The organism is Pontivivens insulae (assembly GCF_900302495.1).
Classification (GTDB): domain Bacteria; phylum Pseudomonadota; class Alphaproteobacteria; order Rhodobacterales; family Rhodobacteraceae; genus Pontivivens; species Pontivivens insulae.
Map to the genome: position 1 here is coordinate 704152 of NZ_OMKW01000002.1, position 26843 is coordinate 730994.

The following is a 26843-nucleotide window of genomic DNA, read 5'->3' on the forward strand; positions in this document are numbered from 1 at the left end:
CGATGATCCTACACCTCGATCTGCCCGATGCCCTCGCCGTCGGCCTGATGTTCATCGCCCTCCCCGTTCTTGCGATCCTTGCCGTGGTGCAGCTGATGCGCGGACGCCGGAAAGCTGGGGCGGTGGCCTTGATTTGTATCGGCATCTACACCGCTATGCTCACCTTCGTGCCTTTTCTCACAGATCGCGCCGTCGGATTGGGAGCGCTGGTCGCGACTGTCGGAGCAACAGCGGCCCTGATCCGCGCGCCCGGAACCATGCGCTGGGTTGCAATCGGGAGCGTGGCCGTCAGCCAGATCCTCGGCCTTATACTGTACATCGTTCAATGAAGATGCTGAATGCCGCACTTCTCATTCTCTACCCGGTTGCCTGGGTCGCACCGATGATAGAGACGCGCGTGTTCTGGCTGCTTGGCGGTGGCCAGATCTCTTTGCTTGGCGGGTTACAGACGCTCTGGTCGGAAAGCTGGCCGCTGGCATGCCTTGTCGCGTTGCTTGCGGTGATCATGCCCTATGCGAAGGTGGTCCTCACCCAGCTTGCATATCATCGGCCCATGCCTCTGATCGGACAGGCCCTGCCCTGGATCGCCAGACTTTCCATGGCCGATATCTTTCTCATTGCCCTTTACATCGTATTGGCCAAGGGCATCGCCGGTGCATCCGTGACGCCGCAATGGGGCCTTTGGCTGTTCACCGGCTGCGTCCTGCTGTCCCTATGGATTTCGTGGAGGAAGACATGACGATACCCGCGCTTCTGATCGGCATTCTTGGTGGTTTCGCAGTTTTTGCCGCGATGTTCTGGTCGCTGTGGCAGGCCGTCATGCAAAAGGGAATTCGACGGATTGCCCATCTGGCCGCTGTCCTGGCGACACTGGCGGGCATGGCCTCTATCAGCCTGTTTGATCCGCTGCTCGCGATTTTGGCAGGGGCCGTTCTGTTGATCGCCGGGGCCGGATTGGCCGCGACAGAAAAAGGCGGCAACCGGGTGTTGCCGCTCTTTCAGGTCATCTTCGCATTGATGTTGCTCGCTGGCCTGCCGTTCAGGTGAGCAGGTCGAGCACGGCCCCAGCCGCTTGCGCCGGAGGGGTCAGCACATCACGGTTCTCACCGGGATGAAAACGTGCACGCAGCGCCGTCGACATCGGGGGCGGTGTGTGCAGATGAACCTGCAAGGGTTGCTCCGCCGTCTCGCGCTGCCAGCTTTGCGCAAGGGCCCGCGCGGCCGCCTTCGACGCGCCGTAAGCGCCGTAATAGGGATCACCCGCCACCGTATCGTCCATCAGCACCGCACGGGGAGACTTGGAGAAGGCCAGCAAAGGCTCGATCAACGCGACGCAGCGATGCACCGCGCGCACATTGATTGAAAGCGTCTTGTCCAACTCCTTGACCGCAATATGGGGCGCCAGCGACAAGGGCGGCGCATAGATCGCGGTATGAACCCAGATATCGGCCCGGCCCCAACGCTCATGCACAGCCGCGCACATGCGCTGTATGCCGCCCTCATCCGTCACGTCGAGCGGCACCAGCGTGACATCACCTGGCAGTGCGTCAATCGCATCGGCAAGGTCTTCCAGCCCACCCACCGTGCGGGCCACTGCAACAACCTGAGCGCCGCGGGCCGCAGCCCCTTCGGCCACCGCCCGCCCGATGCCGCGCGAGGCACCGGTAACAAGCACGATCTGATCTTTGAGCGTCTGTTCCATGGTCTGCGTAATGCCCGCAAGCCGGGCCAGACGCAAGCAACTCTGTTGACATTCGCACCCGCACAACGGCACATCTGACGTCATCTAATGTTCATCAAAGAAGGAGCCCTTCGATGACCCAACGCACCCCCATGGCGATGAGCCTGTGGTCCAACCCATCCCTGCTGCGTGACGGCGCCCTGATTGTCGGCGGTTCGCTTCTGGTCGCGATTGCCGCACAGATCAGCGTCCCGATGTTCCCGGTTCCGATGACACTGCAAACCCTTGCGATCCTGTTTGTCGGTCTGAGCCTCGGCGCATGGCGCGGTGCAGCAGCACTGGCTCTCTACCTCGCAGAAGGTGCAATGGGTCTGCCGGTCTTCGCGAATGGCATGAGCACCGCCGCCCTGTTCGGCCCTACGGCGGGCTTCCTGTTTGGCTTCGTGATGATGGCCTTTGTCGCGGGCTTCCTGTCGGAGCGCGTCTTCGGACAGAAGCTTCCGGGCCTCGTCCTCTCCGGTCTGATCGCAGCCGCGCTGCTCTACATCCCGGGCCTCGCATGGCCCGCCATTGTTTCTGGCACCTCGGGCGCCGATCTCTGGGCCTACTGGATGTCGCCCTTCCTGGTGGGTGATGCGGTCAAGGTGGTTCTGGCGGCTCTGCTCGTCACCGGCGGCTTCAAGCTGGCCCGCCGCTGATCACGATCCAAGCAACACTTGCGAAACGCCGCTCCTACTGGGGGCGGCGTTTTTCTTTATCCGTCAAATATCCCCGCCGGAGGCTGGCAACCGTGCATGCAGACGTTCAACGGCTGATGTGCACATGCCCATTGGCAGCCACTGACACCCGCGACAGAGCGTCTGCAGATCATCGGGCTGCACGTTGTCACGCACACGTTGTTGAGCCTCGCCCCAGGTCAATTCCAACCCGTCAGACAGATCGAGTGCCGCCGCATGGCGGCTGTCGAGCGCACTGATCGCAATCTGCGACGTGCAGCACGTGCCCAAACGTTTGGGGCAAGGTGCGCAGATATCATCGGTCTTTTCAGTGATACGGACCGTCACGTCGTCCCCATCGTCGGCGCGCAGAATGCCATCGACGATCCGGGTCATATTCGCGGTGAACCGGCTGGAATAGCCCTTGCCCTCATACCCCAAAGCGCAAAGCACGTGATGGGGTCTGAGGATGACGGGATCAGGCATCGACCTTCATCTGCAACTTACCGCTGGCCAACTGATCCGTCGGCGCAACCGGATACTCACCCGAGAAACACGCATCGCAGAATTGCGGCTCGGCCTCACGCTTCTTTTCGCCGCACGCGCGATAGAGGCCGTCGAGCGAGATGAATTTCAGGCTGTCCACGCCCAGATGGGCGCGCATCTGCTCTTCACTCATCTGCGCGGCCAGCAGCTTCTCACGATCGGGCGTATCGACGCCATAAAAACAGGGCCATTGCGTCGGTGGGGAGGCGATGCGGAAATGCACTTCCTTCGCCCCGGCATCAAGGATCATCTCTTTGATCTTCCGGCTGGTCGTGCCGCGCACCACTGAGTCGTCCACCAAGATCACCCGCTTGCCTTTGATGAGCGCACGATTGACGTTCAGCTTCAGGCGGACCCCCATATTGCGGATCTCTGCCGTCGGCTCGATGAAGGTGCGGCCCATATAGGAATTGCGGATGATCCCCATTGCATAGGGGATGCCGCTTTCCTGACTATAGCCGATGGCTGCGGGCGTCCCACTGTCAGGCACCGGGCAGACGAGATCTGCCTCAACCGGATTTTCCTTGGCCAGTTCAACACCGATCTTGCGCCGTGTTTCATAGACGGAATGTCCGCCGATCACGCTGTCAGGTCGGGAGAAATAGACATACTCGAAGACGCAGAATTTCTTCGGCTTCGTCTCGAACGGGAAGCTCGACTCAATGCCATCTGCCGTGGCGATCACCATCTCACCGGGCTGGACCTCTCGCACGAAATCGGCACCAATGATGTCGAGCGCACAGGTTTCCGACGCTAGCACCCAGCCGCCGGACCCAACCTTGCCCAACATCAGCGGGCGGACACCGCGCGGATCACGCACACCGATCAACTTGGTCCGCGTCATCGCGATGACCGAGAACGCGCCCTCAACCCGGCGCAATGCATCCTTCATCCGTTCCGGGATCGACCGCTGGATCGAGCGGGCCATCAGATGAATGATACATTCCGTGTCCGACGAGCTTTGGAAGATCGAACCACGGTCAATCAACTCGTCACGCAGCTGATCTGCGTTGGTCAGATTGCCGTTATGGGCAATCGCACAACCGCCCATGGCAAATTCGGCGAAAAGTGGCTGCACATCCCGGATCGCCGCACCCTTGGAACCTGCCGTGGAATAGCGCACGTGACCACAGGCAATCTGTCCGGGCAGTTGCTCCATCACATCCGAAGAGGTGAAATTGTCCCGAACATAGCCAAAACGGCGGACCGAGTTAAAACCGGTGCCGGGTTGGAAGCTGACGATGCCGCCGGCCTCCTGCCCTCTGTGCTGGAGGGCGTGCAAGCCCAGAGCCACGAAATTGGCGGCATCCGGCACGCCGATCGCTCCAAAAATACCGCATTCTTCCTTGAGCTTGTCATCATCCCAGGGGAGCGACGGCAGGTCGGTCGAGGTCATCCGCGAATCCTTCGGCCAGAGGGTCATCCGTTAACGAGCCTTCTAGCGAGGTGTCATGGACCTGTCACCCATGTTGCGCCGCGGCAGAGCAACCCGTCGCGATTGCGCCACAGCCCTGCCCCCCAAATCAAAAACGCCCCCGAATATCGGAGGCGCTCTCAATTGGTCAGCCTGGCTGGAAGCGACGACGCTTATTCGGAGCAGCGCCCCATCAGTTGCTCGTAGCTGTCGGTGATCTGCGGCGGCATTTCCGTCGGGATGTAGCTCGACAATGTTTCCTGCAAGCTGGCGATGAAATCGCGGGACGCTGCATTCTCGACCATCGCGATGCCATCATTGGCCATCGGCGTCATATCGAAAATGATAAAGGCAACAGCGACAAGCAGGAGGCCGCGCGCCAAGCCGAAAAGCAGCCCCAAACCGCTGTCGATAGAGCCCAGCGAGGAATTCTGGATCGATCCCGCCAAAAGCGGGGTGAACATCGACACGATGACCAGCGCGATGATGAAGACCACGGCAAAGGCCGCCAAAATGCTCAGCTGGCACGATCCCCCCACGATGTCCCGTACGACCGGCAGTTCCGCGATGATGGGTTCGACCTGACCCGCGAAATAGAAAGCGGCGACAGCCGCGATCACCCAACCGGCGATCGACATGATCTCGCGCACAAGGCCACGGGAATAGGCCAAGAGGGCCGAAATGAGAACAACGGCGGCAACGCCACCATCCACCAACGTGAAGTTCTCCATAATGTCCCCTGCCTTTTTCTGCTCGTCAGTCGAGCGGTCCGAATACGGATTCCACGAAGCCGCCAAGATCGTCAAGCGTTTCAAGCGAGATCGGGGCCTGTGCAGCCCGTTTCAGCCCATTTGGACCGACCGCCCGGCTAAATCCCAGCTTTGCCGCCTCTCTTAGCCGAGCGTCAGCCTGTGGAACGGGGCGCAAGGCGCCAGACAGGCTGATCTCACCAAAGACAACGGTTTCGGCGGGCAGTGCATGATCCTGCCGCGCGGACATCAAGGCAGCCGCCACGGCCAGATCTGCCGCAGGTTCGGCGACGCGAAGACCACCTGCGACGTTCAAATAGACGTCCATGCCACCAAAGGCGATCCCCGCCCGCGCCTCCAACACCGCAAGGATCATCGCCAATCGCCCACTGTCCCATCCAACGACAGTCCGCCGGGGCGTAGCGAGCGGTGAGGGCGCGACCAGCGCCTGGATTTCGCACAGAAGAGGCCGCGTCCCTTCAATCCCGGCAAAAACAACGGAGCCAGAGGCCGGTTGCCCGCGCTCTGACAGGAACAACTCGGATGGATTGCTGACCTCGGCCAAGCCCTCTCCTGTCATCTCAAACACGCCGATCTCATCCGCGGGACCAAAGCGATTCTTCACCGCGCGCAAGATGCGGAACTGATGACCACGCTCGCCTTCGAAATAGAGCACCGTATCAACCATGTGCTCGACCACACGCGGCCCCGCGATCTGGCCTTCCTTGGTCACATGACCAACGAGGATCACACTGATCCCCTGACGTTTGGCAAACGTGACCAATTCATGCGCCGCCGCGCGAACCTGCGAGACCGATCCGGGCGCGCTGTCCACATGATCCGCCCACATCGTCTGGATCGAATCGATGATGGCAAGTCGCGGCTTCTCAGCCTCCAAAGTCGCCAGAATGTTGCGCAAGTTTGTCTCTGCCGCCAGCTTGACCGGTGCATCCGCAAGGCCCAGACGCTGGGCACGCATACGGATCTGGGCCGCCGCCTCTTCGCCGGAAACGTAGACGACGCCCGCACCTTTGCGGGCGAATGCTGCTGCCGCCTGCAACAACAGGGTTGATTTTCCGATCCCCGGATCCCCGCCCACCAACGTGGCCGAGGCTGGCACCAGCCCGCCGCCCAACACGCGATCAAGCTCGGCAATGCCGGACACGGACCGGGGCAATGGCGGATCCGCAACGCTGAGATCGGACAATTCAACGGGACGCCCGCCCTTCCGATCTAACGCCTTGCCCTTGGGGCCGCTGGGCGCCGCGGCTGTGTCCTCGACAATCGAATTCCAGGCAGAACAGGCATCGCACCGTCCGGCCCATTTTTTGTGAACGGCCCCACATTCATTGCAGACAAAACGGGTCATGTTTCGCGCCACGGGGCCACTCCTTCTGCTTGGTTCAAATATCCCCGCCGGAGGCGGTCAGTATTGATTGTCCTTGAACCCGGGCCGCTTGCGCAGCTTGGTCGCCCGATGGGTCTTTCGATCCGCATAAGGGTTGTCGCGTTTGCGCAATTCCAGTCGAATTGGCGTTCCCGGCATATCAAGATCACGGCGCAAGCCGTTGATCAGAAATCTTTTATAGCTTTCTGGCAACGCATCGGGGATCGAGCAGAAAACCGCAAAGGTCGGCGGGCGCGACTTCACTTGCGTCATATAGCGCAGCTTGATCCGCCGTCCGCCGGGGGCGGGTGGCGGATGCGCCTCAAGCTGATCATTCAGCCAGCGGTTCAGCACAGCGGTGGACACACGCTTGTTCCACACCTCATGTTGCTTAAGGATCGCCTCTCGCAAGCGTTCCAGCCCCCGCCCTGTCAGGGCAGAGACGGTAATCAAAGGTGCGCCTGAAAGCTGCGGCAATAACCGGCCCAGCTGCTCCTTCATCATGGCGAGTTTTTCGGCCCGGTTCTCCTCCGCGTCCCACTTGTTGGCGGCAAAAACGACGGCGCGTCCCTCGCGCTCGGCCAAATCGGCAATGCGCAGATCCTGGCTCTCAAACGGGATGGATGTGTCGAGTACCACGACAACCACCTCTGCGAATTTTACTGCTCGCAAACCATCGGAAACGCTCAGCTTCTCTAGCTTCTCCTGAACTTTGGCCTTGCGACGCATCCCCGCCGTATCGAAGATTTTCATCTTCGTGTCGCCCCATGTGAACGGGACAGAGATGGAATCGCGGGTGATCCCGGCCTCAGGCCCGGTCAGCAGACGATCCTCTCCGATAATTTTGTTGATCAGCGTGGATTTGCCCGCATTCGGACGGCCAACGACGGCAATCTGCATCGGACGGCCGCTCGCCTCATCCCCGGCTTCCAGATCGAGCTCAACCTCTGCGGTCTGCGCCTCGAACTGCTCAGCCCAGGGGGTCAACGCGATGCGCAGCTCATCCATCCCCTCGCCATGTTCAGCCGAAATCGCAACCGGTTCGCCGAGCCCGAGGTTATAGGCCTCGTAAAAGCCCGCTTCCCCCGCCTGGCCCTCTGCCTTGTTGGTTGCGACGATCACACGACCGTCGGCGCGCTTGCGCAGGATATCTGCAAAAACAAGATCTTGCCGGGTCAGGCCTGTCCGCGCATCGACCATGAACAGACACAAGTCCGCCATATCCACGGCACGCTCTGTCAATGCGCGCATACGGCCCTGAAGACTTTCATCCGTGGCCTCTTCCAGACCCGCCGTATCGATCACGGTGAAGCGTAGCTGGCCCAGTCGCGCGGCCCCTTCGCGCAAATCGCGGGTGACACCGGGCTGATCGTCCACCAATGCCAGCCGCTTGCCCACCAGACGGTTGAACAGGGTCGACTTGCCCACATTGGGACGACCGACAATGGCAAGAGTGAAAGACATGGCCAACTCCACGAAACAAAACCACCGCGCGAGACGTCCCGCGCGGTGAGAAAGCGGCTCTTACGCCCTTTTTCGCGCCTTGGAAAGCGCTCTACTCAAAGGCGTGCAGAGACCCCGTGCCGGACTGGACGTAGAGCCGCCCCCCAGCAACAGCCGGGGCCGAGGCCGCACCATCGGGCAAACTGACAGCCCCCAGAGAGGAGCCATCCGTCGGCGAGAAGAAGGACAGTCCGGTATCGGTCGCGACGACCAAGCGGCCTCCCGCAAGAACAGGTCCAGCATAGAAGGCAGAAACATCCTCATCCCGCGGATTGCGCGCGGGCAGTTGCACGCTCCAGATCGGGTTGCCATTTGCGGCATCCAGACGGATCAGCTCTGCCTGGTCAGACACGAACCAGACGCTGTCTCCAACCACCAGTGGCGCGTCCACCGCACCATCCGGGTGCGTCCAGTTGCGCGTCCCGGAAAGACCGTTGATCGATACGAGGGAGCCGGACTGGTTCGCGGCATAGACAGATGTGCCCACGACAACCGGATCGCCGGTGATGTCACCGATGGAAGAGCGCGCCAGACCACGCCGGCCCTGCGTCAGCGCGGTTGCCCATGCGCGCCGCCCGTTCCGCGCCCCAACTGCCAGAATTTCACCGGACGAGAACGGAAGCACGGCAAGGCCCTCGAACACCGCGACCTGACCACCACCCAGAACGCCAGTATCCCCCCGGGCGCCCTGCACCCGCCATTCGACCGTGCCCGTATCTGCGTTGAACGCAGTTGCCGTGTCATCTCGCCCAACAACGAACACCCGGCCATTTGCAAAGGTCGGAGCGGACCGCACCGGCGCACCCACATTGGCCTGCCACAGGATTGAGCCATCGCTGGCGTCCAGCGCGAACACCTCGCCAAAGCCGGTCGCAGCAAAGACCGAGTTGTTGCCCAGCGAAACACCGCCGCCAAAACCATCCTGTGCCTGCTCACCCAGTGGTACGAGCGATTGCGCCCAGCGACGCTGACCCGATGTCGTCGTCGCTACAACCGTGCCCGTGGAAGAGATCGTGTAGACAGAGCCGCCCGCTACGACAGGACCGGAGGTTATCCGCACCTCGTCGCTGTTCCCGGTGCCCACGCTGGTCACAAAAGCGGATGTCACCTCACCCTGCAAGTCCGGATGTCCGGTTGCATGACTGGCGGAACCGCCGGGATGGGTCCATGCATCATTGATGCGCGCGGCAGGAAGTGCTGCGGGGCGAGCAGTATTCTGAATGACCGTCGCAGAAGTTGCAGGGCGCACCTGAATACGCTCACCCGGCAGGATATCCTCTTCACCGTCAAAAAGGCCGCAAGACGCAACGAGGCACGCCATAGAAAGGGTCAGAACAGGACGGATCATGGATCAGTTCTCCTCAGCATTGGGATCGACCAGAACCGGTCCGGCATCGAGCGTTCCGCCCGTTGCAAAAATCATCTGAGCCGCGCGGTTGCGCAATGCGCCCGTCGCCAGCGGCGCATCCAGCAAACCGGCCAGAATGTCCTGCGCCTCCTCAACCTCACCCATCTCGATCAAAGCGAGCGCACGCTGCTCCGTCGCGAGAAGCGAGAACGAGCCACCCGCGGCGATGATTGGTTCGACCAACGCGATCCGCTCCTCCGGGCTGGGCACAGCGCCGGGCAGACCGACACGACGCAAGGTTGCCAGGTCGGCATAGAGCCCATCACCGGCCATCAACTCTTCCAACAGCGCGGCAGCACCCTCAGCATCGTCAGCCTGCTGTAGGCTGGTGACCTGGGCAAAGCGTGCAACGACGTCTGCGTCACCGACGGTCACCTCTGCCAGCGCATCAGCGCGCGCAGCCGGTTCTTCTATTTGCAGGGCACTGTCAATAACGCCGCCGCTGACCTGTGCGTCCGCCTCTGCACTGGCCTTCGACCATTCGACATAGGCCGCCCCGCCGACGATCGCGATAATGACCGTGGCACCGATCCAGCCATAGCGGCGCAAATAGCCATAAAACTGGTCACGGCGAACTTCTTCGCTGACCTCATCAATAAAGGAATCAGGGTTGCTCACGCCGGGAACCTCGTCTGTCTGACGTTCAATCTTGGGCGGACACTACCCAATGCAGCGAGTGGCTGCAAAGCCAGTTTCCAAAATGTCGCACGGTCAGAGTGATCCATTCTTCACCTTGCAGCGCAAAAAAAGAGAACCGCGTTCACATAAATGGACAAGAGACCCTTGTTCTGTTAAAAGTGAGCCACTATTTGCGAGGGCAGAAACGAGCCCGTGATGGAGCATTGGCCATGAAACTCGGCAACCTCATCCTGACCGCATTGGTCGCCTTCGGCATATATGCTTGGCTCTTCCAGCCGGAATTCGTGACACGCTACCTCCCCGCCCCGTCCGGTGAAGAAACGGACGTGGCCGCAGAAGATGAAATTCCCCAGACGATCGGCGGGTCCGGCAATCCAGTCTCGGTCGTCGCAATCCGCTCTGTCGCGCAAGATGTGCAAAGCGGCATCGTCCTGCGGGGCCGGACCGAGGCCGCGCGGCGCCTTGATGTCGCCGCAGAGACCAGCGGTCAGGTCATCTCAAACGCGCTCTCCCGCGGCACACTCGTCGAAGCGGGAGATGTAATGTGTGAGCTTGATCCCCAGACGCGTGAGGCCAGCCTGGCGCAGGCCATCGCCGCGCGCGAAGAAGCGCGCGTGAATGCCGAAGCGGCTGAGCAATTGGCCGAACGGGGTCTCGGGCCCGAGAACACCGCAATTGCCCGTCGCGCCCAACTTCAGGCCGCCGAAGCCGCCGTCGATGTCGCCCAGCGGGAAATCGAACGTCTGACGATCACCGCCCCCTTCACCGGCCTGCTGGAGGCAGACACGGCAGAGCTGGGCAGCCTGATGCAGCCCGGCGCGATCTGCGGCACCTTGCTCGATCTGTCCACAATTCGTCTGGTCGGCTTCGCGGCAGAGCGCGACGTGTCAAAGATCGAAGTCGGTGCCTTTGGCGGCGCGCGACTGATCAGCGGTGAGGAACTCGCCGGAACAGTCAGCTTTGTCGGCCGTTCCGCTGATCCGCTGACCCGCACCTTCCGCGTCGAAATTGATGTGCCCAATGAGGATCTGTCGATCCGCGACGGGTCCACGGCTGAAATCGCGATCTCACTAGCCGGGGTTGAGGCCCATCTGCTGCCGCAGGTCGCACTCACCCTTGATGATGAAGGGCGGCTGGGCGTGCGCACCGTGCAAAACGATCAGGCCATGTTCAAACCGGTCGAGGTCATCCGCGACAATGCTGAGGGCGTTTGGGTCAGCGGCCTCGACGCGCAGGAGGACGTGATCGTCACCGGTCAGGAATTCGTCAGTGATGGTCGGACCATCGCTGTGACCTATCAGGATCAGCTCGGCCAACAGGGCGATGCTGGCCTGACCCGCTCGCAATTGCCCCGCAGCCAGCTTGATGAAGAAAGTGACACGCTATGACCGGTATCGTCGATTGGGCCGCCGAACGGGCTCGTATGATCATTGTCTTCATCGCGATGAGCCTTGCCGTCGGCTGGATCGCATATACCGGGCTTCCGAAAGAGGGTGAGCCTGACATTGACGTCCCCGTCCTCGTCGTCACGGCCCCCCTGCCCGGCGTGAGTGCAGAGGACAGCGAAACACTACTCGTTCAACCGCTAGAGAACGAGTTGCGCGACATTGACGGTCTGGCAGAGATGACAGCCACGGCAGCCGAAGGCGTCGGGATTGTCGTGCTCGAATTCGAGTTTGGCTGGGACAAGTCCGCCACCATCGCAGATGTCCGCGACCGGGTGGATCAGGCGCAGGCCGAAATGCCCGCCGAGGCGGAAGAGCCGACGATTTCCGAGATCAACTTCTCCGAATTCCCGATCCTTGTGATTTCTCTGTCCGGCAATGTGCCAGAGCGGACGTTGCTGCGTGTGGCGAACGACCTGCAAACCGACATCGAGTCCATGCCGTCCGTCCTTGAGGCTGGCCTGGCCGGGCATCGCGACGAGATGCTTGAGGTGACAATCGACCCGCTACGGCTCGAAGCCTATAACGTGACCGCGCAGGAACTTCTCGCTGCTGTTCAGAACAACAACCAGCTTGTTGCCGCCGGTGAGGTGGAGAACGGCACCAGCGCCACCTCCGTAAAGATCCCGTCCAGCTTCGACGACCCGCAAGACGTCTATAACCTACCAGTGAAGGTGAATGGCGACCGGGTCATCACCCTGGGCGATCTGGCCGAAATCCGCCTGACTTTCGAGGATGCGCAGGGCACGGCCCGCTACAATGGCGAAACAACCGTCGCCCTACAGGTGGTGAAGCGCAAAGGCGTGAACCTGATAGACACCGTCGCCGATGTGCGCGCGCAGGTCGCCGCAGCTGTGGCCGAGTGGCCGCCAGAGCTTCAGGACGCGATCACCGTCAACTTCTCGATGGACGAGTCCACGAATGTTGCGGATATGGTCAGCCAGCTTGAGGCTTCCGTCCTGACAGCGATTGCGCTCGTGATGGTCGTGATGCTGCTGGCCCTCGGCGTGCGCTCGTCGTTGCTGGTCGGCTTCGCAATCCCGACCTCGTTCCTGCTCTGCTTTGCACTGTTGAGCCTGCTGGGCTTCACCGTTTCCAACATCGTGATGTTCGGCCTGATCCTCGCCGTGGGGATGCTGGTCGATGGCGCGATCGTCGTCGTCGAATATGCCGACAAGCGGATCGAGCGTGGCGAGGCTCCGATGCAGGCCTATGCCGGGTCGGCCAAGCGGATGTTCTGGCCGATCATTTCCTCGACGGCTACAACGCTCTGCGCTTTCCTGCCGATGCTGTTCTGGCCGGGCATTCCGGGTGAGTTCATGGGCATGCTGCCTGTCACCTTGATCTTTGTCCTGTCGGCCTCGCTGGTCGTGGCACTCGTCTACCTGCCTGTTGTCGGCGGTGTTTCGGGCCGCGTGACCCGAATGCTCGAAAACGCCTCTGCCGCAATGCGGCGTAGCCTGCACTGGTCGATCCGCGCATTTGCCTTCGCGGCCATCGGCGTCGGCATGGTCGGCACCTTCTGGACGATGCTGCAAACGGCAGAGGGCAAACTGCCGCTCGTGCTCGCACTAGTCGCCCTCTTCGTCGCACTCAGCGTGACGGCCGGATCGCTCAAGTCGGTGGGTGAAGGTAAGAAGGTCAAATCCGGCTATCGCAAGAGCGGCTTTGGCTGGCTCACACAGGTCATCTCCGGCAACATCGGTCGCCCCTACCTCGCCTTCATGCCCTTCGTTGTGATTGGCGCCGTGGTTGGCACCGTCTTCTGGGTCTTCACGGTCTTCTTCCCCAACAACAATTACGGGGTCGAATTCTTCGTGGAGCAGGAGCCGGAGCGCGCCGTCGCCTACGTCCGTGCGCGCGGCAATCTCAGCCTTGAAGAAAAGGACCGCCTCGTCCAGCAGGTCGAGGAAGTCATCATGGGCACCGATGGGGTCGAGAGTATTTTCGCCTTTGCAGGTTCCGGCGGTCTGAACCAAAACACCGGTGGAGCGTCTGCCCCCAATGACGCCATCGGTCAGGTGCAGATCGAACTTCTGCCTTGGAACACGCGGCGCGACGGCAATGTCATCCTCGATGAGATCAACGAAAATCTCGCCCAAATCCCTGGCGTGATTGCCGAGATCAGTGAGAGCGCACAGGGCCCCGCACAGGGTAAGCCGCTGCACCTGCGCCTCACCGGCTCGAACTGGGAAGACCTGCTCGCCACAACCGCCCTGATGCGCGCCCGATTTGATGAGACCCCCGGTCTGGTCGAACAAGAGGACAATCGCCCCCTGCCCGGCATCGACTGGCAAATCAATGTCGATGTGGAAGCGGCCGGGCGCTATGGCGCGGACGTGGCCACGGTGGGCGGTATGGTCCAGCTTGTCACCCGCGGCATCCTGCTCGACACGATGCGCGTGGACTCATCGGATGAAGAGATCGAAATCCGCGTCCGTTTCCCCGAAGAAGACCGCATCCTCGCCACCCTCGACACATTGCGTGTGCGCACGCAGGACGGTCTGGTGCCGATGTCGAACTTCGTGACACGTGAGCCGGTGCCGAGCCTTGCCGAGATTGGCCGCGTGGACAGCGTGCGATACTTCGATGTGAAGTCGGATGTTGCCGCCGGCATGATCACGGTGACCGACCCGGCAAATGACGGCGAGATCGTGGAAATTGTCAGCGCCGAGGTCGCCGAAGCAAATGCCGATGCATATGCCGAGGCGGGTTACATGACCGCGCCGCTCAACGCCAATGAGCGCATCGCAGTCCTGACCGAATGGTTGGAGACTGAAGCGGACATCCCTGCCGGGATCGAGTGGGAGTGGACCGGCGATCAGGAAGAACAGGCCGAAAGCCAGGCCTTCCTGATGAGTGCCTTTGCAGGCGCGCTTGGCCTGATGTTCGTGATCCTACTGGCGCAGTTCAACAGCTTCTACAATTCGGTTGTGGTTCTGCTGGCGGTGGTTCTGTCGGTTGCCGGTGCGCTCGTCGGGATGGTCGTGATGCAGCAGCCCTTCTCGATCATCATGACCGGAACGGGCATCGTGGCGCTCGCTGGCATCGTGGTGAACAACAACATCGTTCTGATCGACACCTATCAGGAATATGCGCGCTATATGCCAAAGCTTGAGGCAATCTCCCGCACGGCACAGGATCGTCTTCGCCCGGTTCTGCTGACCACAATCACGACGATTGCGGGCTTGCTGCCGATGGCGTTGGGTGTATCGCTCAACTTTGCTGAAGCAGGCACAGCCAACGCGATCTCGGTCGATGCGCCCACCGCGCTGTGGTGGAAACAGCTCGCAACGGCCGTTGTCTTCGGTCTGGCCTTTGCGACCATCCTGACGCTGGTGTTCACACCGGCCATGCTCGCCGCACGGGTCTGGGTGGTGTTGTTTGCCAAAGCGCTGTTCCGCTTCGCCTATGCGCAACTGCGCAGTCGCAATGCGACGATCAACCGGGATCGCGCCCTTGGCCGTGCGGCCCGCCGCGCCCGCAAACCTGGGGAGATCGACTGGACCGATACCGAGGTCTGGAACGACGATATCTCCGATCCGTGGGCCAGCCCGAAGCGGCAGAAAGAGGCGGAACCGCCCCTGCCCTTCCCAGCCTCGATTACGGCTGCGGAGTGAGCGGTCTGACGCCGCATCTCGACACCATGCCGACCAACCCGTCGGCATGGTGTTCTCTGTTTGAGGCGAGCTTTACCGCGTCGGAAGGCGCCGATGAAGGTCAAGCAATCCGGTCTTTGGCAGAAAACCTATTGGCCCATACCCGGCGGGCCGATCTCAACCCCTGTTGGCTTGAAACAAAGGAAGTGGTCGTCGCCGCGATCTGTCTGACGCGGCTCACATTTGCGCAGGAAACTGGGCCGATTTGGCTACTCTCCCCGGTCGCCGTGCATCCGGATCACTGGAAAACAGGCAAAGGCTCCACCCTGATCCGCGCGGCCATGGCCCATCTGCGCTCAGAACAGGCAGCTGCGATCGTCACTTATGGCGACCCCGGTTACTATGGCCGGTTCGGGTTTGAACACGTGGCGGCAGAGACGGTCAGACCGCCTCATGCGCTCTCCATGCCGATGGGCTGGCAGGCAAAGTCATTGAAGGACGGTGGACTTTCTGGGTTGAGCAGCCCCTCGCGCGCTGTGGCAGCTTTCGACGACCCAGCGCTCTGGTAGGGTTAGAGTACCAGCCGCTTTCGGGCCGCCTCATATTCCTCGGCCAGTTTCGCGACCAGATCCGCAGCCGGTTGAACCCGATCCACCGCGCCGATGCCCTGCCCGGCGCCCCAGATCTCCTTCCACGCCTTTGGCTTCTCGCGATCTGATCCAAAGCTCATGGTGCTGACATCGCCTTCGGGCAGGTTGTCCGGGTCCATCCCCGCATTCTCAATCGACTGGCGCAGATAGTTGCCGTGCACCCCGGTAAAGAGGTTGGAATAAACGATATCGTCGGCTGAGCCGTCCACGATGCCCTGCTTATAACCCTCAACCGCCCGCGCCTCATCCGTCGCGATGAAGGGGGAACCGATATAGGCATAGTCCGCGCCCATGGCCTGCGCCGCCAACACGCCGTCCCCCGTCGCGATGGAGCCGGAGAGCAGCAGCGGCCCATCAAACCAGCCCCGGATTTCCCGGATCAGCGCGAAGGGGCTGAGCCGCCCCGCATGACCGCCCGCGCCCCAGGCAACGGCAATCAAGCCATCGGCCCCCTTCTCGACGGCCTTTTTCGCGAATGTGTTGTTGATGATGTCGTGCAGCGTGATCCCGCCCCAGGCGTGGACTGCATCGTTCAACTCCGTCCGTGCCCCAAGCGAGGTGATGGTGATGGGTGGCGCGTATTTCGCGCAGGTCTCGATATCCGCCTGCAACCGATCATTGGAGCGGTGGACAATCTGGTTCACAGCATAGGGTGCCGCAGGCTGATCGGGGTTGTCCCGATCATGGGCGGCGAGCGCCTCCGTAATCTCGTGCAACCACTCGTCCAACTGGCTTTGCGGGCGCGCGTTCAGTGCCGGGAAGCTGCCCACAATCCCCGCCTTGCACTGTGCGATCACCAATGCCGGATTGGAGATGATGAAGAGTGGGGCGGCAACAGCGGGAATACGCAGGTTCTTGATCATTTGATCCTCATCAGGGCTGCTTGGGCGAACATCGGGACATAGGCGCCCATCTTCAGCCCGGCCTCCGGGTTCGAGGCATTGCCGTCGAGCGCGCGTTTCTTCACGCCCTGGATAATGGCGGCCATGCGAAAGAACGCAAACGCAACCGGGTAATCGAGCTGCGGCACATCCGCCAAGCCTGCGCGCGCCGCATAGCGTTCGGCATATTCGGTGTCGGATGGGATGCCGAGTGCGGCCCTGTCCACGCCCATCAAGCCCCGACCCTCGGTTCCGGGCGGCAACTGCCACTGCATGATCTGCGAGCCGAGATCAGCCAGCGGATGGCCCAGCGTCGAAAGCTCCCAGTCCAGCACAGCGGTACAGCGCCCATCGGGGCCGAACAGCATGTTGTCGATGCGCCAATCGCCGTGCACCAGTCGCGCGGGCCCCTCTGGCGGGGTCTGCCCCTCAAGCCACGCGATGAGCTCTTCCATAGGCTGCACGGTCTCGGTCTCGCTGGCGCGGTACTGCTTGGTCCAGCGCCCGACCTGCCGCTCAAAGTAATTGCCCGGCGGGCCGTAATCGCCGAGCCCCACCGCCTCCACATCGACGGAGTGCAGGGCCGCCAGCGTCGCGTTCATGCTGTCATAGACGGCGGCGCGGGTCTCGTTGCTCTCATCCTTGAGGCGCGGGTCGACCCAGTTCGCCCCCTCCACAAAGGACATGACGTAAAACATGGTGCCCAGCACGCTCTCATCCTCACACAGATGCAGCGCTTGCGGGACGGGCACATCGGTTTCGGCAAGGGACGAAATGACGCGAAACTCCCGATCCACAGCATGGGCAGATTTCAGCAACTCGCCCTCTGGCTTTCGGCGCAGCACATAGCGCCCGCTGGCGGCGGTAAAGATGAAGGTCGGGTTCGACTGGCCCTGCGCGGTCTTGCGCACATCGCTGATCGGGCCCTGAAAGCCGGGCACATGTGCTTCAAGATAGGGGGTGAGTTCAGATATGCGTTCTTGCATGGCGTCGCTCCTGTGGATCGAGATGCGGGCTGGCATTGAAGAGGGAGAGGCGCAACTGCCCCTCCTCCAGATCAAGCCGGTGCAGGCTGGCATTGTGAATGTTGACGAGCAGGTTGCCAGCAGCCACGGCATCGAGGCCAAGCACCCGTGCGATGGCCATGCCGATCACGCCACCCGATGTGACGAGCAGCGTTTCGCCGCCCATTGTCGCGGCCTCGTCCACGACGGCATTGGTTCGTGCAAAGAACGCCTCGTAACTCTCCCCATCATTGGAGATTTCGTCCTCAGCCCACCGTGCGAACATAAGCGGAAAATGGTGTAGAAACTCCGCACGTGACGTCGGCGCGGTTGAACCTGTCGCGGCAATATACTCGGTGGCAAGCGCGTCAAAATGGAGTTCGTTCAACCGCGCATCAACACCCGGTTGCGGCACTGTCGCCGCCCGTGCGATCCCCTCTGCCGTCTCACGATGGCGGCGCAGATCACCGCGCAGGGCGCGGTCAAAACCCATCTGGTGCGCGGTCATGTACTCACCCAACCACTCGGCCTGCATATGGCCGAGCGGGCTGAGCTTGTCATAGTCTTCCGCGCCGAAACTGGCCTGTCCATGGCGGACCAGCGTGATCCCCGCCAAGGCTCAGGTGGCCTGATTGGTGTAGGGTTTCAGCTCTGCCCGCGCGACCTGACGGCGGTGAACCGCATCGGGCCCATCGGCCAGGCGCAACGTGCGCACATGGGTCCACGCAATCGCGAGCGGCGTGTCCTGACTGACACCGGCGCCACCATGCATTTGCACCGCTTCATCAATGACTTCGAGGGCGACGCGCGGCGCGACAACCTTGATCTGGCTGATCCACGGAGCGGCGGCGCGCGCATCGCCCTGATCCATCATCCACGCCGCCTTGAGGCACAACAGCCGGGCCTGCTCGATCTTCATCCGCGCCTCGGCGATGATGTCGAAATTCGCGCCAAGCCGGGCGAGCGGTTTGCCAAATGCCTCCCGCTGGGTGGAGCGGCGGCACATCAGCTCAAGCGCGCTTTCCGCCTGCCCGATGGCGCGCATGCAGTGGTGGATGCGGCCCGGCCCAAGACGACCTTGCGAGATCGGAAAGCCCATCCCCTCCCCCACCAGCATCGCATCGGCTGGCACACGAACGTCGGTAAAGCGCATGTGCATATGGCCATGCGGCGCGTCGTCATGGCCGTAAACCTGCATCGCGCGCAGAATTTCGATCCCCGGCGTGTCAGCCGGAACGACGACCATCGAGTGTTGCTGATGGCGGGGCCTATCATCGGAAGGTGTAGAAACCATTACGATATAAACCGCACAACGCGGATCACCCGCGCCGGAAATCCACCATTTCTCTCCGTTCAGCACCCACTCATCGCCGTCCCGCACGCAAGTCATGCTCATATTCGTAGCGTCTGAGGACGCGACCTGAGGTTCCGTCATTGCATAGGCGGAGCGGATTTCACCGGCGAGAAGCGGTTTCAGCCAGCGTTCCTTCATCTCTTGCGTACCGTACCGCTCAAACACTTCCATATTGCCCGTATCAGGTGCGGAGCAGTTGAAAACCTCGGCCGCCAGATGAACTTTTCCCATCTCTTCAGCCAGATAGGCGTATTCCACGGTGCTCAGCCCGTAGCCCTTGTCGCTGTCGGTCAGCCAGAAATTCCACAGGTTCCGCTCCCGCGCGGTGGCTTTGAGGCTTTCCAGGATCTCGGTCTGACGCGCGGAGTAGTTAAAGCGATCACCGGTCTCGCCTACGCGGCTGAGGAACTCGTCCGAAAGCGGCTTGATCTCGGTCTGTACCATGTCGCGCACCTGCTCGATAAGCGGGCGCACGCGGTCGCTGATGCCAAGGTCCATGATTGTCCTCCCAGATGTTTTGACCGAAGCGTGACGCAGGGGAACGACAAGGGCAAGAGCGCCGTTACGGCAACCGCCATCGACCCAAAACCGGTGTACACAATGCGTGCACAACCTGTGCACATCCCGTGCACCGTTTTGTCAGCCTTCGGCCAAATAGGTGCGCGTAATCCACTCTGCCGCGAGGGCCGGTTTCGGGGCGTTCTCAATCTCGACAACCACAGACATTCGGCAGGTCACGGTTGGATCCGCAACCTCAACAGCGGTCAAATCGAACTGCGCGCGAATACGTGCACCCGCCGGAACCGGAGACAGGAACCGCACCTTGTCAAAGCCGTAATTGACGCCCATCGCCGCCCCTTCAGGCACCGGGGCCGCGTCATAGGCCATGGCTGAGAGCATCGAAAGCGTCAGGAACCCATGGGCAATCGTCCCGCCAAATGGCGTCTGCGCAGCGCGCGCCGGATCGACATGGATGAATTGCGCATCATCGGTGAGCGTGGCGAAAGCGTCGATCTGGTCCTGCGTCACCTCGAACCACCGCGAGGTGCCGACCCGACTGCCGATGGCGGCGGTCAGGTCATCAAGGGGTACGATATTTCGGTGTGGCAAGGACATGATGTCTCCGAGAGTTCAGGGGGCGTTCAGCCAGACCGCCAGATCATCCACCTCGGGTCTGAAATAGGCAATGAGCCGCCCGCAATCGGGCGCTTTGGCACCCTCCGCCCATGGCGCGACACCGTGGATCGAAAGGCGATGCGCCAGATAACACTCACCGGGACGGGCATGTACCTCTACCCGTTTGCAGGTCTCAAACACGGTGCGACGCGCAGCCTGATAGGGCTCTGTCAGATCAACTTCACCCCACCGCGTTGGGTCGTCGGGCAGCTGTTCGCGCAGCATCCTGCGCATGATCTGGTGACTGCCTTCGTAAATGACGAATGGCGATGCGCCCCGATCATGATCTGTCAGCGGAATGCCGAGGATATAGGCATGATGCTCTCGCAAGTGGCGACGGCGCAGAGGCCCCTCGGGCAACAGACCGTCGAGATGTGCGGCGTCCCGCTTGAGGCGGAAACGGTGATTGGCGTCGCTCTCTTCCGGATCGCGACGGGGATAACCAGGCAGACAGGCCGAAAGCTGGGCCTGATCGAGCGGCGGGCTAGCTGCGCCCTCAAGCGCTGCACACACGAGCGGCGGGCCGGCGTCGACCACCCCAGCACCATCATTGGGCAGCAAATTCACCCCCGGCCGCCACGTCCCACCGTGGCGTTGTTCGTCCAGAAGCGAGAGCGCGATGGCGCGGGGCGCGACGTGGCTCACCCAAGCCGCAAGCGGCTCAGCCCACTCAAATTTGTGCCAGCCCGTCGTTGGCAGGATCAAACGCCAAGTCCCGTGCGCAGCATGTTCAAGGCCATCAGGGCGATGAACACGGCAAAAATCATCCGAAGCGGGCGAACGGGAAGCGCATGGGCCAGTTTCACGCCCCAGGGCGCAGTGATCAGTGTCATGCAGATCACAACGAGAAAGGCGGGGATGTTGACTTGGCCCAGTGTGAGGGGCGGCACGTTCCCTTCAGCCACCACGACCAGAAAGCCCAGAACCGAGGGCACCGCGATAAGCATGCCAAAGCCCGCCGCGGTGGCGACGGCACGGTGGATCGGTGTGCCGTAGAGCGTCATCAGTGGCACTCCCAACGATCCGCCCCCGATCCCCATCAGGACCGAAAGCAACCCGATGATCGGAGAGACGATCGCGCGCGCGAAACCGCCCGGCATTTCGTCCCCGAACCGCCATTCCGTTTTTCCGAACGCAAAGTAGAGGGCGATACACACGCCCAGAACGCCAAAGATCAGTTGCAAGGTTGCGGAGCCAAGCTCCCCAACAGCCCAAACTCCAATCAGCGCGCCCACGGCAATGCCGGGCCCCCAGCGGCGCAGGATTTCCCAATCCACAGCACCTTTCTTGTTGTGAGACATCACCGAACGGGCCGATGTAAAGATGATCGTGGCGAGCGATGTGGCCAGACAAACCGCCATCAGATCAGGCCCGCCATATCCAGCCCCCGTGAAAACCAGATAGAAGACCGGCACCAGAACAATCCCACCGCCAACGCCAAGGAGGCCAGCAAGGACCCCGGCAAAGGCGCCGGTCGCAGCCAGCACAGCAATCAACGGCAAAAGTTCGGCGAGTGGCGGCATGGGCGGCTCCAATCAAAGGGTCGCGATCTGCCTAGCGAAGGGAAGGAAGCACTGCAAGCGCACCGCCAGAGGTGACGGTGCGACAGGGGTATTTCCACCAATCCGAAGCGCGGCGTCCGGCCTTCGGATTGGCTCAAATACCCCAAAAGAGTGGGTCAGACATAGTCCGCGCGGCTGATCCCATGTTTGGCCATCTTCTCATTCAAGGTGCGGCGCGGCAGGGCAAGCTCCTCCATAACCGCGGTAATGGCCCCGCGATGCCGGCGCAGAGAGGCCTCAATCTGCATCTTCTCGAAGGCATCAACATGTTCCCGCAGCGGGCGGCGTTGCGCATCGCCATCAGCTTCACCGCCGGTCGCTCCCTGTCCGCTTTCCTCCAACACCTCGGCGACGGCCGTGCGGCTGGTGCGGTTCCGCAGGACGAAGCGTTCCGCAATATTGGTAAGTTGGCGATGATTTCCGGGCCAGTCATGGGCGAAGAGGACACTGGCATCCTCTGCCGAGACTTCGGGGGCATCGACGCCGTAATCCTGGGCAAACCGGCCCGCATAATGCTCAAACAACGTCAGGATGTCCTGACCGCAAGTGCGCAGCGGAGGGGCCACGATCTCAAGTGTGGACAGGATATAGTAGAGGCTCGATTGAAACGCACCTGCGGATACATCGTCCGCGACAGTCTCATCGGCGATGGTCACAATCCGGGCGCGGACCGAGCTGCCATCTGACATTTTCCCATTGCTCAGAACCTCCGCCAGACGGGTCTGGAACCGCGGGGGCAGCGCCTCCACATTTTCCAGAACGATCATGCCTTGCCCGGCAGCGAGAAGCAGTGGCGGATTTCCAGAGCGATCCCGCTCGAACATCCGCTCTTCAATCCGATCAGCCGGTTCGGCCGCACAGTTCACCCCCAGCAGCGGCAGACCCGCCTGGGGTCCGCTGGCGTGCAGGGCGCGGGCGATGAGGTTCCGTCCGGTGCCACGCTCCCCTTTTACAAGAACGGGAGCTGGTGCCGCAGCATAGTCCAGAATGGTGGCGCGCAGCTTTTCCATCTGTGCGCTCTGCCCCATGATCCGGCGCAATAGTACCGTTCCATCGGCCAGTTCGCGGCGCAAAAGACGGTTGTCGATGGTCAGGCGCCGAGCCTCACCCGCGCGGCGGGCGAGATCGGCAAGCCGTTCGGGATCGAAGGGTTTTTCGACAAAATCATAGGCACCGGCCCGCATCGCCTCCACCGCCATGGCCACATCCCCATGGCCGGTGATCATGATAACCGGCAGCGCACGGTCGAGCCGCTGGAGACGCGCCAATAGTTCCAACCCATCAATGCCAGGCATGCGGACATCAGTGATCACGACACCCGGAAAATCGGGTTCGAGCGCACCCAGAACCGCCTCACCACTCTCATAGGTTTTTGGTGCAAACCCTGAAAGTTCCAGCCATTGCGCGATGGAGGCGCGCATGTCGCCCTCATCATCCACGATGGCCACCGGATATGAAATATCGTCACTCATTGTCGCTTTCCCCCAAGTCGGCAACATCTGCATGTGGCAGGCTGATTTCGAACACCGCGCCTCCGGCGGTTGCATTGCGTGCGGTCAAGCTGCCACCCATGTCGCGCACTATGCCCGATGAGATGGCGAGGCCGAGGCCGACCCCCTCTCCGGGTGCTTTGGTTGTAAAAAACGGCTCGAAGAGCGCGCCCGCCGGGCCCTCGAAGCCCGGTCCGTTGTCGTGAAACTGGACGCGGACAAGCTGAGGTCCAGTGAAGACCTCCACTTCGATCCAAGGCTCTGGCGTCGCACGGGTCGCGTCGAGCGCATTGCGCAGCAGGTTGATGAAGACCTGTTCGATGCGCATGGCATCCGCACGCACCATAACCGGTTCATCAGGTTCGCGGCGGCGGATCTCGACCCGCGTTTGACCCAGCTGTGGCGCCATGATGGCGAGCGCATTGGTGATCGAACTGCGGATATCGAAGCGTGAGGCGCCCTCGCCCCCCTTGCGCGCGAAGGATTTGAGCTGGCGCGTGATCGTTCCCATGCGGGTGATCAGGTCGTCAATGCGCTGGAAAGAGGTCAGCGCCTCTGTCGGGCGGTTGCGCTGCATCAAGAGCTGGGCCCCGGCCAGATAGGTTTTCATGGCGGCAAGCGGTTGGTTCAGCTCATGGCTGATCGCGGCCGACATCTGGCCGAGTGCGGCGAGTTTCGAGCTTTGCTCCAACGATTCCTCGGCAGCTTGCAGGGATTGCTCGACGCGCATCCGCTCTTCAATCTCGCTTGACAGGCGGGCATTCAGGGCGCGCAGCTCTTCGGATTCCCGCTGTATTTGCAGTGACTTGCGCGCTGTTCTTCGCGAAATCACAAACAGCCCGCCCGCGAGCAGCAACGACAAGGCCATAACCTCGATCGCGAGGACGGCGCTGACATTGGCGAGGGCCTCTTCCTCGGGCGCGAGATAGGTGACGGTCCAGTTGCGAAAATCAATTGCGCGGTCGATCCGCAGGAAAGCCTGCTCATTGATCGCGACGCGCGGACCGGCCTGTGTCGGCTCAAGGCTGAGCATGGGCAACAACGTGAAGCGTGCGCCCAGTTGCACCGCCAGCGGATCGAGGAACGGTGTCAGAGAGCGGTAGCGCCAGTCCGGTTGCGAGGACAGCAGGATCAGATCATCCGCGTTGGTGACGAAGACTTCATCCGGGGTCGCAACCCATTGGCGCTGGATGCTGGCCAGATCGACTTCGAGGATCACTACACCCAGGATCGTGCCGCTTTGCTGCACTCTGCGCGCAAAAAAGAAGCGCTGCTCTGTCTCTGACACCGCCACTGTCGCGAAGATGGAGATGTCCTGCTCCAGCGCCAGTTGGAAATAGGGCGCAAGTGCATGGGCGACTTCCTGCCCCTCGGGTTGAGTGTCTGCGATCAGAGTGCCGGTTGCCGTGTAGAGCGAGATGGAGGGGGCACCGATGGAGCTTTGCAGACCGCCCAGCGTCAGTTGCGCCTGCTCATCCGCGCCCCCGGCAAGCAGGTTTGGCAAGAGCCGGTCTTGGGCCAAAAGAGCAGAGGCGACGGTATACGTCGTCAGAACGGATTCGATGGAGTTTGCATAAAGGGTTGAGCGCACCTCTGCCCGGTCGCGCAGCCGGTCGAGCGCGCGATCCGTCAGGATCACGGCCGAAATCCAGAGCATCGCCCCCGTCAGCACCAGCACGAACCCCAGCAGGATTGCCTGCGTGCGGTTGAAACTGCGCAGCCAGGCGCGGGCGGGGGGCTGGATCGGCTCGGACATATTGCGCTCAGTTAGCGGTGCTGCGGCGAAAAGCGCAATGGAGCGCACCGGTGCCGAAGCCGAAATCGATGCCAAGCGCGCTAAGTTCCCGTTCGGGAACCACACCTGCGCGGAAACCCGCCCATGACAGCGCTTTCAAGCACACGTGATTGGGCCGTGTGGGGCACAAGCCGCTAGAGTATGGCCAAGCGAAAGATGAGGAGCCTGCAATGCACTACATAAAGCGCCCCGATTGGGCCCTGCCCGAATCCGCGGCGACGCCGGAAGATGTCTATCTCAACCGCCGAGCCTTGCTGGCCGGGATGGGATTGGGCGCGGGGCTCGCCATGATGCCGGGCCGGTCGGAAGCCGCTGGTGTAACGCCATTCCAGCCGATGCCCGCAACACACTCTGGCTACGCGGACGCAGGCCGTGCGATCACTCCCGAGGCGCTGAACACCACATATAATAATTTCTATGAGTTCGGGTCATCAAAGCGGATCTCAGATGAAGCTCAGCGCCTCAATACCGACGGATGGACCGTGCGGATTGACGGGCTGGTGGAAGATGAGATCACCATTTCGACCGAAGATCTGATCGCACGGATGCCTTTGGAGGAGCGGGTTTATCGCCATCGCTGTGTTGAGGCCTGGTCGATGGTCGCACCTTGGGTCGGGTTTGAGCTGAGCGCCCTGCTCGACCTCGCCCGCCCCCTTTCAAGTGCGCGCTATGTGCAATTCCAGACCTTCCACGATACCGATATGGCGCCAGAGCAACGCGCAAGCTGGTGGCCCTGGCCCTATACCGAGGCACTGAGCATGGCGGAGGCCTCAAATGAGCTGAGCTTCATGGTCGTTGGGGCCTACGGCAAGCTGTTGCATAAGCCGATGGGCGCGCCGATCCGGCTGCACACCCCGTGGAAATACGGGTTCAAGTCGATCAAGTCGATTGACCGTATCACGTTCACCGAAGAGCGGCCCGTGAGTTTCTGGGAAGAGCTTAATGCCTCGGAATACGGGTTCTGGGCCAACGTGAATCCCGAGGTGGCCCATCCGCGCTGGTCGCAGGCTGATGAGCGGGTTCTGGGACAGGACGGCCGGGTGCCCACAGAGCTATACAACGGATATGGCGCGCAGGTGGCCGGTATGTATGGCGATCTTCCCCTGCAAGTGGGTGAGCGTTTCTGGCGCTGAGACCCAAATAGCTGGCAACTGATGGTTCACAGGCGCGCAAGGGTATTGGCCAGATCGCCATAGCCCGTTGCGCGCCTTTCGAATTTCAGGGCAAGCCGTTCGGCAATCTGCACGGCCTTGTCCGACAGCGCCGCGTCCTCGGTCTGTGCCATGTAGACGAGCGTTTCGTAGTGACCGAAGTAACTGTCCCGCAGCTCTGGATGGCGGTCGAGGGCCATCGGCCTCCAAAAGAACGCGTCGAACTGGCGGACCAGAAAATCAGTCAGATAGAAGGCGCGCATGTCATCATCGCCCCGCGCTGCAAAGGTCTGATTTCCCTCAAAGAAGCTATAGCAATGTGGCCCGGCGATCCGGTCTACGCCGGTCTCTTGGCAAAGGGCATCTAGTTGTCCGCCCGTGCCGCAATCGCCGTAGAGAATGAAGATTTGCGCAAAGCCTTCCGCCTGCCCGCGCGCGATCATCGGGCGCAGCGCATCCACGATGCGGTCGGGATGATTGTGCAGGATCGCGGGCAGGCAGCGCAGGGTGAAATGATCGGCCCCGTTTGCGGTGTTTACGGCCAGAATCTCACGCGCCAGTGCACCACAGGCCAGCAAGAGCACCTTTCCCGCACCAATTTCGATCCCGGTTTCGCGCAGAGCCGCGTCCCCCAGCGGCCCGGCGGGATCCGGGATCATCAGCGGACGCGGTGCACTGCGCCCTGCCCGTCCG

General features: G+C 61.6%; 26 protein-coding genes. 8 read left to right on the forward strand and 18 right to left on the reverse strand.

All coding sequences use genetic code 11. The features are described from left to right. The first annotated feature begins 2 nt into the window (after nucleotides 1-2). The 3 genes from POI8812_RS08905 to POI8812_RS08915 are packed head-to-tail and all read left to right on the forward strand — an operon-like array spanning nucleotide 3 to nucleotide 1047. Nucleotides 3-329: a hypothetical protein gene (locus tag POI8812_RS08905; RefSeq protein WP_108782193.1), complete on the forward strand. Its 327-nt coding sequence runs from the start codon at nucleotides 3-5 to the stop codon at nucleotides 327-329. Then, nucleotides 326-739 carry a paraquat-inducible protein A gene (locus POI8812_RS08910; protein ID WP_108782194.1) on the forward strand — a complete coding sequence of 138 codons (414 nt, stop codon included), beginning with the start codon at nucleotides 326-328 and terminating at the stop codon, nucleotides 737-739. Before POI8812_RS08905 ends, POI8812_RS08910 begins: the two co-directional genes overlap by 4 nt. Next, nucleotides 736-1047 (forward strand): hypothetical protein, encoded by a 312-nt coding sequence (locus POI8812_RS08915; RefSeq protein WP_108782195.1) that lies wholly within the window; start codon nucleotides 736-738, stop codon nucleotides 1045-1047. Before POI8812_RS08910 ends, POI8812_RS08915 begins: the two co-directional genes overlap by 4 nt. Here the strand turns inward: POI8812_RS08915 and POI8812_RS08920 are convergent. Next, the gene (locus tag POI8812_RS08920; RefSeq protein WP_245895330.1) at nucleotides 1040-1738 is read right to left on the reverse strand and encodes an SDR family NAD(P)-dependent oxidoreductase; all 699 of its coding nucleotides are present in this window, start codon (nucleotides 1736-1738) and stop codon (nucleotides 1040-1042) included. The two genes, POI8812_RS08915 and POI8812_RS08920, sit on opposite strands and share 8 nt — an antisense overlap. A 77-nt stretch (nucleotides 1739-1815) precedes the next feature. On the opposite strand from POI8812_RS08920, the gene POI8812_RS08925 reads away from it, so the two are divergent. Then, the gene (locus tag POI8812_RS08925; protein ID WP_108782197.1) at nucleotides 1816-2379 is read left to right on the forward strand and encodes a biotin transporter BioY; all 564 of its coding nucleotides are present in this window, start codon (nucleotides 1816-1818) and stop codon (nucleotides 2377-2379) included. A 63-nt stretch (nucleotides 2380-2442) separates the two neighbouring features. Here the strand turns inward: POI8812_RS08925 and POI8812_RS08930 are convergent, their stop codons facing one another. The 7 genes from POI8812_RS08930 to POI8812_RS08960 all read right to left on the reverse strand — a co-directional run bounded on the left by POI8812_RS08930 (nucleotide 2443) and on the right by POI8812_RS08960 (nucleotide 10022). Beyond that, the gene (locus tag POI8812_RS08930; protein ID WP_108782198.1) at nucleotides 2443-2883 is read right to left on the reverse strand and encodes a DUF1284 domain-containing protein; all 441 of its coding nucleotides are present in this window, start codon (nucleotides 2881-2883) and stop codon (nucleotides 2443-2445) included. Further along, a complete protein-coding gene (purF, locus tag POI8812_RS08935) occupies nucleotides 2876-4339 on the reverse strand; it encodes an amidophosphoribosyltransferase (protein ID WP_108782531.1) in 1464 nt (487 codons plus the stop codon). Before purF ends, POI8812_RS08930 begins: the two co-directional genes overlap by 8 nt. A gap of 191 nt (nucleotides 4340-4530) precedes the next feature. Then, complete coding sequence (locus POI8812_RS08940) at nucleotides 4531-5088, reverse strand: CvpA family protein (RefSeq protein WP_108782199.1); 558 nt, start codon at nucleotides 5086-5088, stop codon at nucleotides 4531-4533. A 25-nt stretch (nucleotides 5089-5113) separates the two neighbouring features. Further along, nucleotides 5114-6475: a DNA repair protein RadA gene (gene radA, locus POI8812_RS08945; RefSeq protein ID WP_108782200.1), complete on the reverse strand. Its 1362-nt coding sequence runs from the start codon at nucleotides 6473-6475 to the stop codon at nucleotides 5114-5116. A 57-nt stretch (nucleotides 6476-6532) separates the two neighbouring features. Beyond that, nucleotides 6533-7957 carry a ribosome biogenesis GTPase Der gene (der, locus tag POI8812_RS08950; protein WP_108782201.1) on the reverse strand — a complete coding sequence of 475 codons (1425 nt, stop codon included), beginning with the start codon at nucleotides 7955-7957 and terminating at the stop codon, nucleotides 6533-6535. 91 nt (nucleotides 7958-8048) lie between these two features. Then, nucleotides 8049-9344, reverse strand: a complete 1296-nt coding sequence (locus POI8812_RS08955) for an outer membrane protein assembly factor BamB family protein (protein ID WP_108782202.1) — start codon at nucleotides 9342-9344, stop codon at nucleotides 8049-8051. A 3-nt stretch (nucleotides 9345-9347) separates the two neighbouring features. Then, nucleotides 9348-10022 (reverse strand): tetratricopeptide repeat protein, encoded by a 675-nt coding sequence (locus POI8812_RS08960; RefSeq protein ID WP_108782203.1) that lies wholly within the window; start codon nucleotides 10020-10022, stop codon nucleotides 9348-9350. A 230-nt stretch (nucleotides 10023-10252) separates the two neighbouring features. On the opposite strand from POI8812_RS08960, the gene POI8812_RS08965 reads away from it, so the two are divergent. Genes POI8812_RS08965 through POI8812_RS08975 form a run of 3 tightly spaced genes read left to right on the forward strand, consistent with a single transcriptional unit; the run spans nucleotide 10253 to nucleotide 15656 of the window. Further along, nucleotides 10253-11431, forward strand: a complete 1179-nt coding sequence (locus POI8812_RS08965; RefSeq protein ID WP_108782204.1) for an efflux RND transporter periplasmic adaptor subunit — start codon at nucleotides 10253-10255, stop codon at nucleotides 11429-11431. After that, nucleotides 11428-15108, forward strand: coding sequence for an efflux RND transporter permease subunit (locus POI8812_RS08970; RefSeq protein WP_108782205.1), 3681 nt, complete (start codon nucleotides 11428-11430; stop codon nucleotides 15106-15108). The genes POI8812_RS08965 and POI8812_RS08970 overlap by 4 nt, the downstream gene beginning before the upstream one ends. Further along, entirely contained in the window at nucleotides 15105-15656 is a 552-nt protein-coding gene (locus POI8812_RS08975) for a GNAT family N-acetyltransferase (protein ID WP_146186143.1), read from the forward strand. The genes POI8812_RS08970 and POI8812_RS08975 overlap by 4 nt, the downstream gene beginning before the upstream one ends. Nucleotides 15657-15658: 2 nt before the next feature. Here the strand turns inward: POI8812_RS08975 and POI8812_RS08980 are convergent, their stop codons facing one another. From POI8812_RS08980 to POI8812_RS09020, 9 genes are all read right to left on the reverse strand, one after another. Next, complete coding sequence (locus tag POI8812_RS08980; protein ID WP_108782207.1) at nucleotides 15659-16600, reverse strand: NAD(P)H-dependent flavin oxidoreductase; 942 nt, start codon at nucleotides 16598-16600, stop codon at nucleotides 15659-15661. After that, the gene (locus POI8812_RS08985) at nucleotides 16597-17604 is read right to left on the reverse strand and encodes a phosphotransferase family protein (protein WP_108782208.1); all 1008 of its coding nucleotides are present in this window, start codon (nucleotides 17602-17604) and stop codon (nucleotides 16597-16599) included. The genes POI8812_RS08980 and POI8812_RS08985 overlap by 4 nt, the downstream gene beginning before the upstream one ends. Further along, on the reverse strand, nucleotides 17585-18238 hold the full coding sequence (locus tag POI8812_RS08990) for a histidine phosphatase family protein (protein WP_108782209.1): 654 nt from the start codon (nucleotides 18236-18238) through the stop codon (nucleotides 17585-17587). Before POI8812_RS08990 ends, POI8812_RS08985 begins: the two co-directional genes overlap by 20 nt. Nucleotides 18239-18241: 3 nt before the next feature. Next, nucleotides 18242-19474, reverse strand: coding sequence for an acyl-CoA dehydrogenase family protein (locus POI8812_RS08995; protein ID WP_108782210.1), 1233 nt, complete (start codon nucleotides 19472-19474; stop codon nucleotides 18242-18244). A gap of 141 nt (nucleotides 19475-19615) precedes the next feature. Next, nucleotides 19616-20092 (reverse strand): MaoC family dehydratase, encoded by a 477-nt coding sequence (locus POI8812_RS09000; RefSeq protein WP_108782211.1) that lies wholly within the window; start codon nucleotides 20090-20092, stop codon nucleotides 19616-19618. 15 nt (nucleotides 20093-20107) lie between these two features. Further along, on the reverse strand, nucleotides 20108-20857 hold the full coding sequence (locus POI8812_RS09005; RefSeq protein WP_108782212.1) for a hypothetical protein: 750 nt from the start codon (nucleotides 20855-20857) through the stop codon (nucleotides 20108-20110). After that, nucleotides 20854-21675, reverse strand: coding sequence for a sulfite exporter TauE/SafE family protein (locus POI8812_RS09010; RefSeq protein WP_108782213.1), 822 nt, complete (start codon nucleotides 21673-21675; stop codon nucleotides 20854-20856). The genes POI8812_RS09005 and POI8812_RS09010 overlap by 4 nt, the downstream gene beginning before the upstream one ends. Nucleotides 21676-21830: 155 nt before the next feature. Beyond that, nucleotides 21831-23186, reverse strand: coding sequence for a sigma-54-dependent transcriptional regulator (locus POI8812_RS09015; protein ID WP_108782214.1), 1356 nt, complete (start codon nucleotides 23184-23186; stop codon nucleotides 21831-21833). Further along, on the reverse strand, nucleotides 23179-24960 hold the full coding sequence (locus POI8812_RS09020; protein WP_108782215.1) for a sensor histidine kinase: 1782 nt from the start codon (nucleotides 24958-24960) through the stop codon (nucleotides 23179-23181). Before POI8812_RS09020 ends, POI8812_RS09015 begins: the two co-directional genes overlap by 8 nt. 209 nt (nucleotides 24961-25169) lie before the next feature. Here POI8812_RS09020 and msrP point away from each other — a divergent pair, with 209 nt between their 5' ends. Next, complete coding sequence (msrP, locus tag POI8812_RS09025) at nucleotides 25170-26132, forward strand: protein-methionine-sulfoxide reductase catalytic subunit MsrP (protein WP_108782216.1); 963 nt, start codon at nucleotides 25170-25172, stop codon at nucleotides 26130-26132. A 26-nt stretch (nucleotides 26133-26158) separates the two neighbouring features. Here msrP and POI8812_RS09030 read toward each other — a convergent pair whose 3' ends face one another. Next, nucleotides 26159-26809 carry a DUF1638 domain-containing protein gene (locus tag POI8812_RS09030; RefSeq protein ID WP_108782217.1) on the reverse strand — a complete coding sequence of 217 codons (651 nt, stop codon included), beginning with the start codon at nucleotides 26807-26809 and terminating at the stop codon, nucleotides 26159-26161. Nucleotides 26810-26843 lie beyond the last annotated feature (34 nt).

Coding starts and splice junctions, on each gene's coding strand:
- POI8812_RS08905 (WP_108782193.1), top strand. CDS start 3: ATGATCCTACACCTCGATCTGCCCGATGCCCTCGCCGTCGGCCTGATG.
- POI8812_RS08910 (WP_108782194.1), top strand. CDS start 326: ATGAAGATGCTGAATGCCGCACTTCTCATTCTCTACCCGGTTGCCTGG.
- POI8812_RS08915 (WP_108782195.1), top strand. CDS start 736: ATGACGATACCCGCGCTTCTGATCGGCATTCTTGGTGGTTTCGCAGTT.
- POI8812_RS08925 (WP_108782197.1), top strand. CDS start 1,816: ATGACCCAACGCACCCCCATGGCGATGAGCCTGTGGTCCAACCCATCC.
- POI8812_RS08930 (WP_108782198.1), bottom strand. CDS start 2,883: ATGCCTGATCCCGTCATCCTCAGACCCCATCACGTGCTTTGCGCTTTG.
- purF (WP_108782531.1), bottom strand. CDS start 4,339: ATGACCTCGACCGACCTGCCGTCGCTCCCCTGGGATGATGACAAGCTC.
- POI8812_RS08940 (WP_108782199.1), bottom strand. CDS start 5,088: ATGGAGAACTTCACGTTGGTGGATGGTGGCGTTGCCGCCGTTGTTCTC.
- radA (WP_108782200.1), bottom strand. CDS start 6,475: ATGACCCGTTTTGTCTGCAATGAATGTGGGGCCGTTCACAAAAAATGG.
- der (WP_108782201.1), bottom strand. CDS start 7,957: ATGTCTTTCACTCTTGCCATTGTCGGTCGTCCCAATGTGGGCAAGTCG.
- POI8812_RS08955 (WP_108782202.1), bottom strand. CDS start 9,344: ATGATCCGTCCTGTTCTGACCCTTTCTATGGCGTGCCTCGTTGCGTCT.
- POI8812_RS08965 (WP_108782204.1), top strand. CDS start 10,253: ATGAAACTCGGCAACCTCATCCTGACCGCATTGGTCGCCTTCGGCATA.
- POI8812_RS08970 (WP_108782205.1), top strand. CDS start 11,428: ATGACCGGTATCGTCGATTGGGCCGCCGAACGGGCTCGTATGATCATT.
- POI8812_RS08980 (WP_108782207.1), bottom strand. CDS start 16,600: ATGATCAAGAACCTGCGTATTCCCGCTGTTGCCGCCCCACTCTTCATC.
- POI8812_RS08985 (WP_108782208.1), bottom strand. CDS start 17,604: ATGCAAGAACGCATATCTGAACTCACCCCCTATCTTGAAGCACATGTG.
- POI8812_RS08995 (WP_108782210.1), bottom strand. CDS start 19,474: ATGGACCTTGGCATCAGCGACCGCGTGCGCCCGCTTATCGAGCAGGTG.
- POI8812_RS09000 (WP_108782211.1), bottom strand. CDS start 20,092: ATGTCCTTGCCACACCGAAATATCGTACCCCTTGATGACCTGACCGCC.
- POI8812_RS09010 (WP_108782213.1), bottom strand. CDS start 21,675: ATGCCGCCACTCGCCGAACTTTTGCCGTTGATTGCTGTGCTGGCTGCG.
- POI8812_RS09015 (WP_108782214.1), bottom strand. CDS start 23,186: ATGAGTGACGATATTTCATATCCGGTGGCCATCGTGGATGATGAGGGC.
- POI8812_RS09020 (WP_108782215.1), bottom strand. CDS start 24,960: ATGTCCGAGCCGATCCAGCCCCCCGCCCGCGCCTGGCTGCGCAGTTTC.
- msrP (WP_108782216.1), top strand. CDS start 25,170: ATGCACTACATAAAGCGCCCCGATTGGGCCCTGCCCGAATCCGCGGCG.
- POI8812_RS09030 (WP_108782217.1), bottom strand. CDS start 26,809: ATGATCCCGGATCCCGCCGGGCCGCTGGGGGACGCGGCTCTGCGCGAA.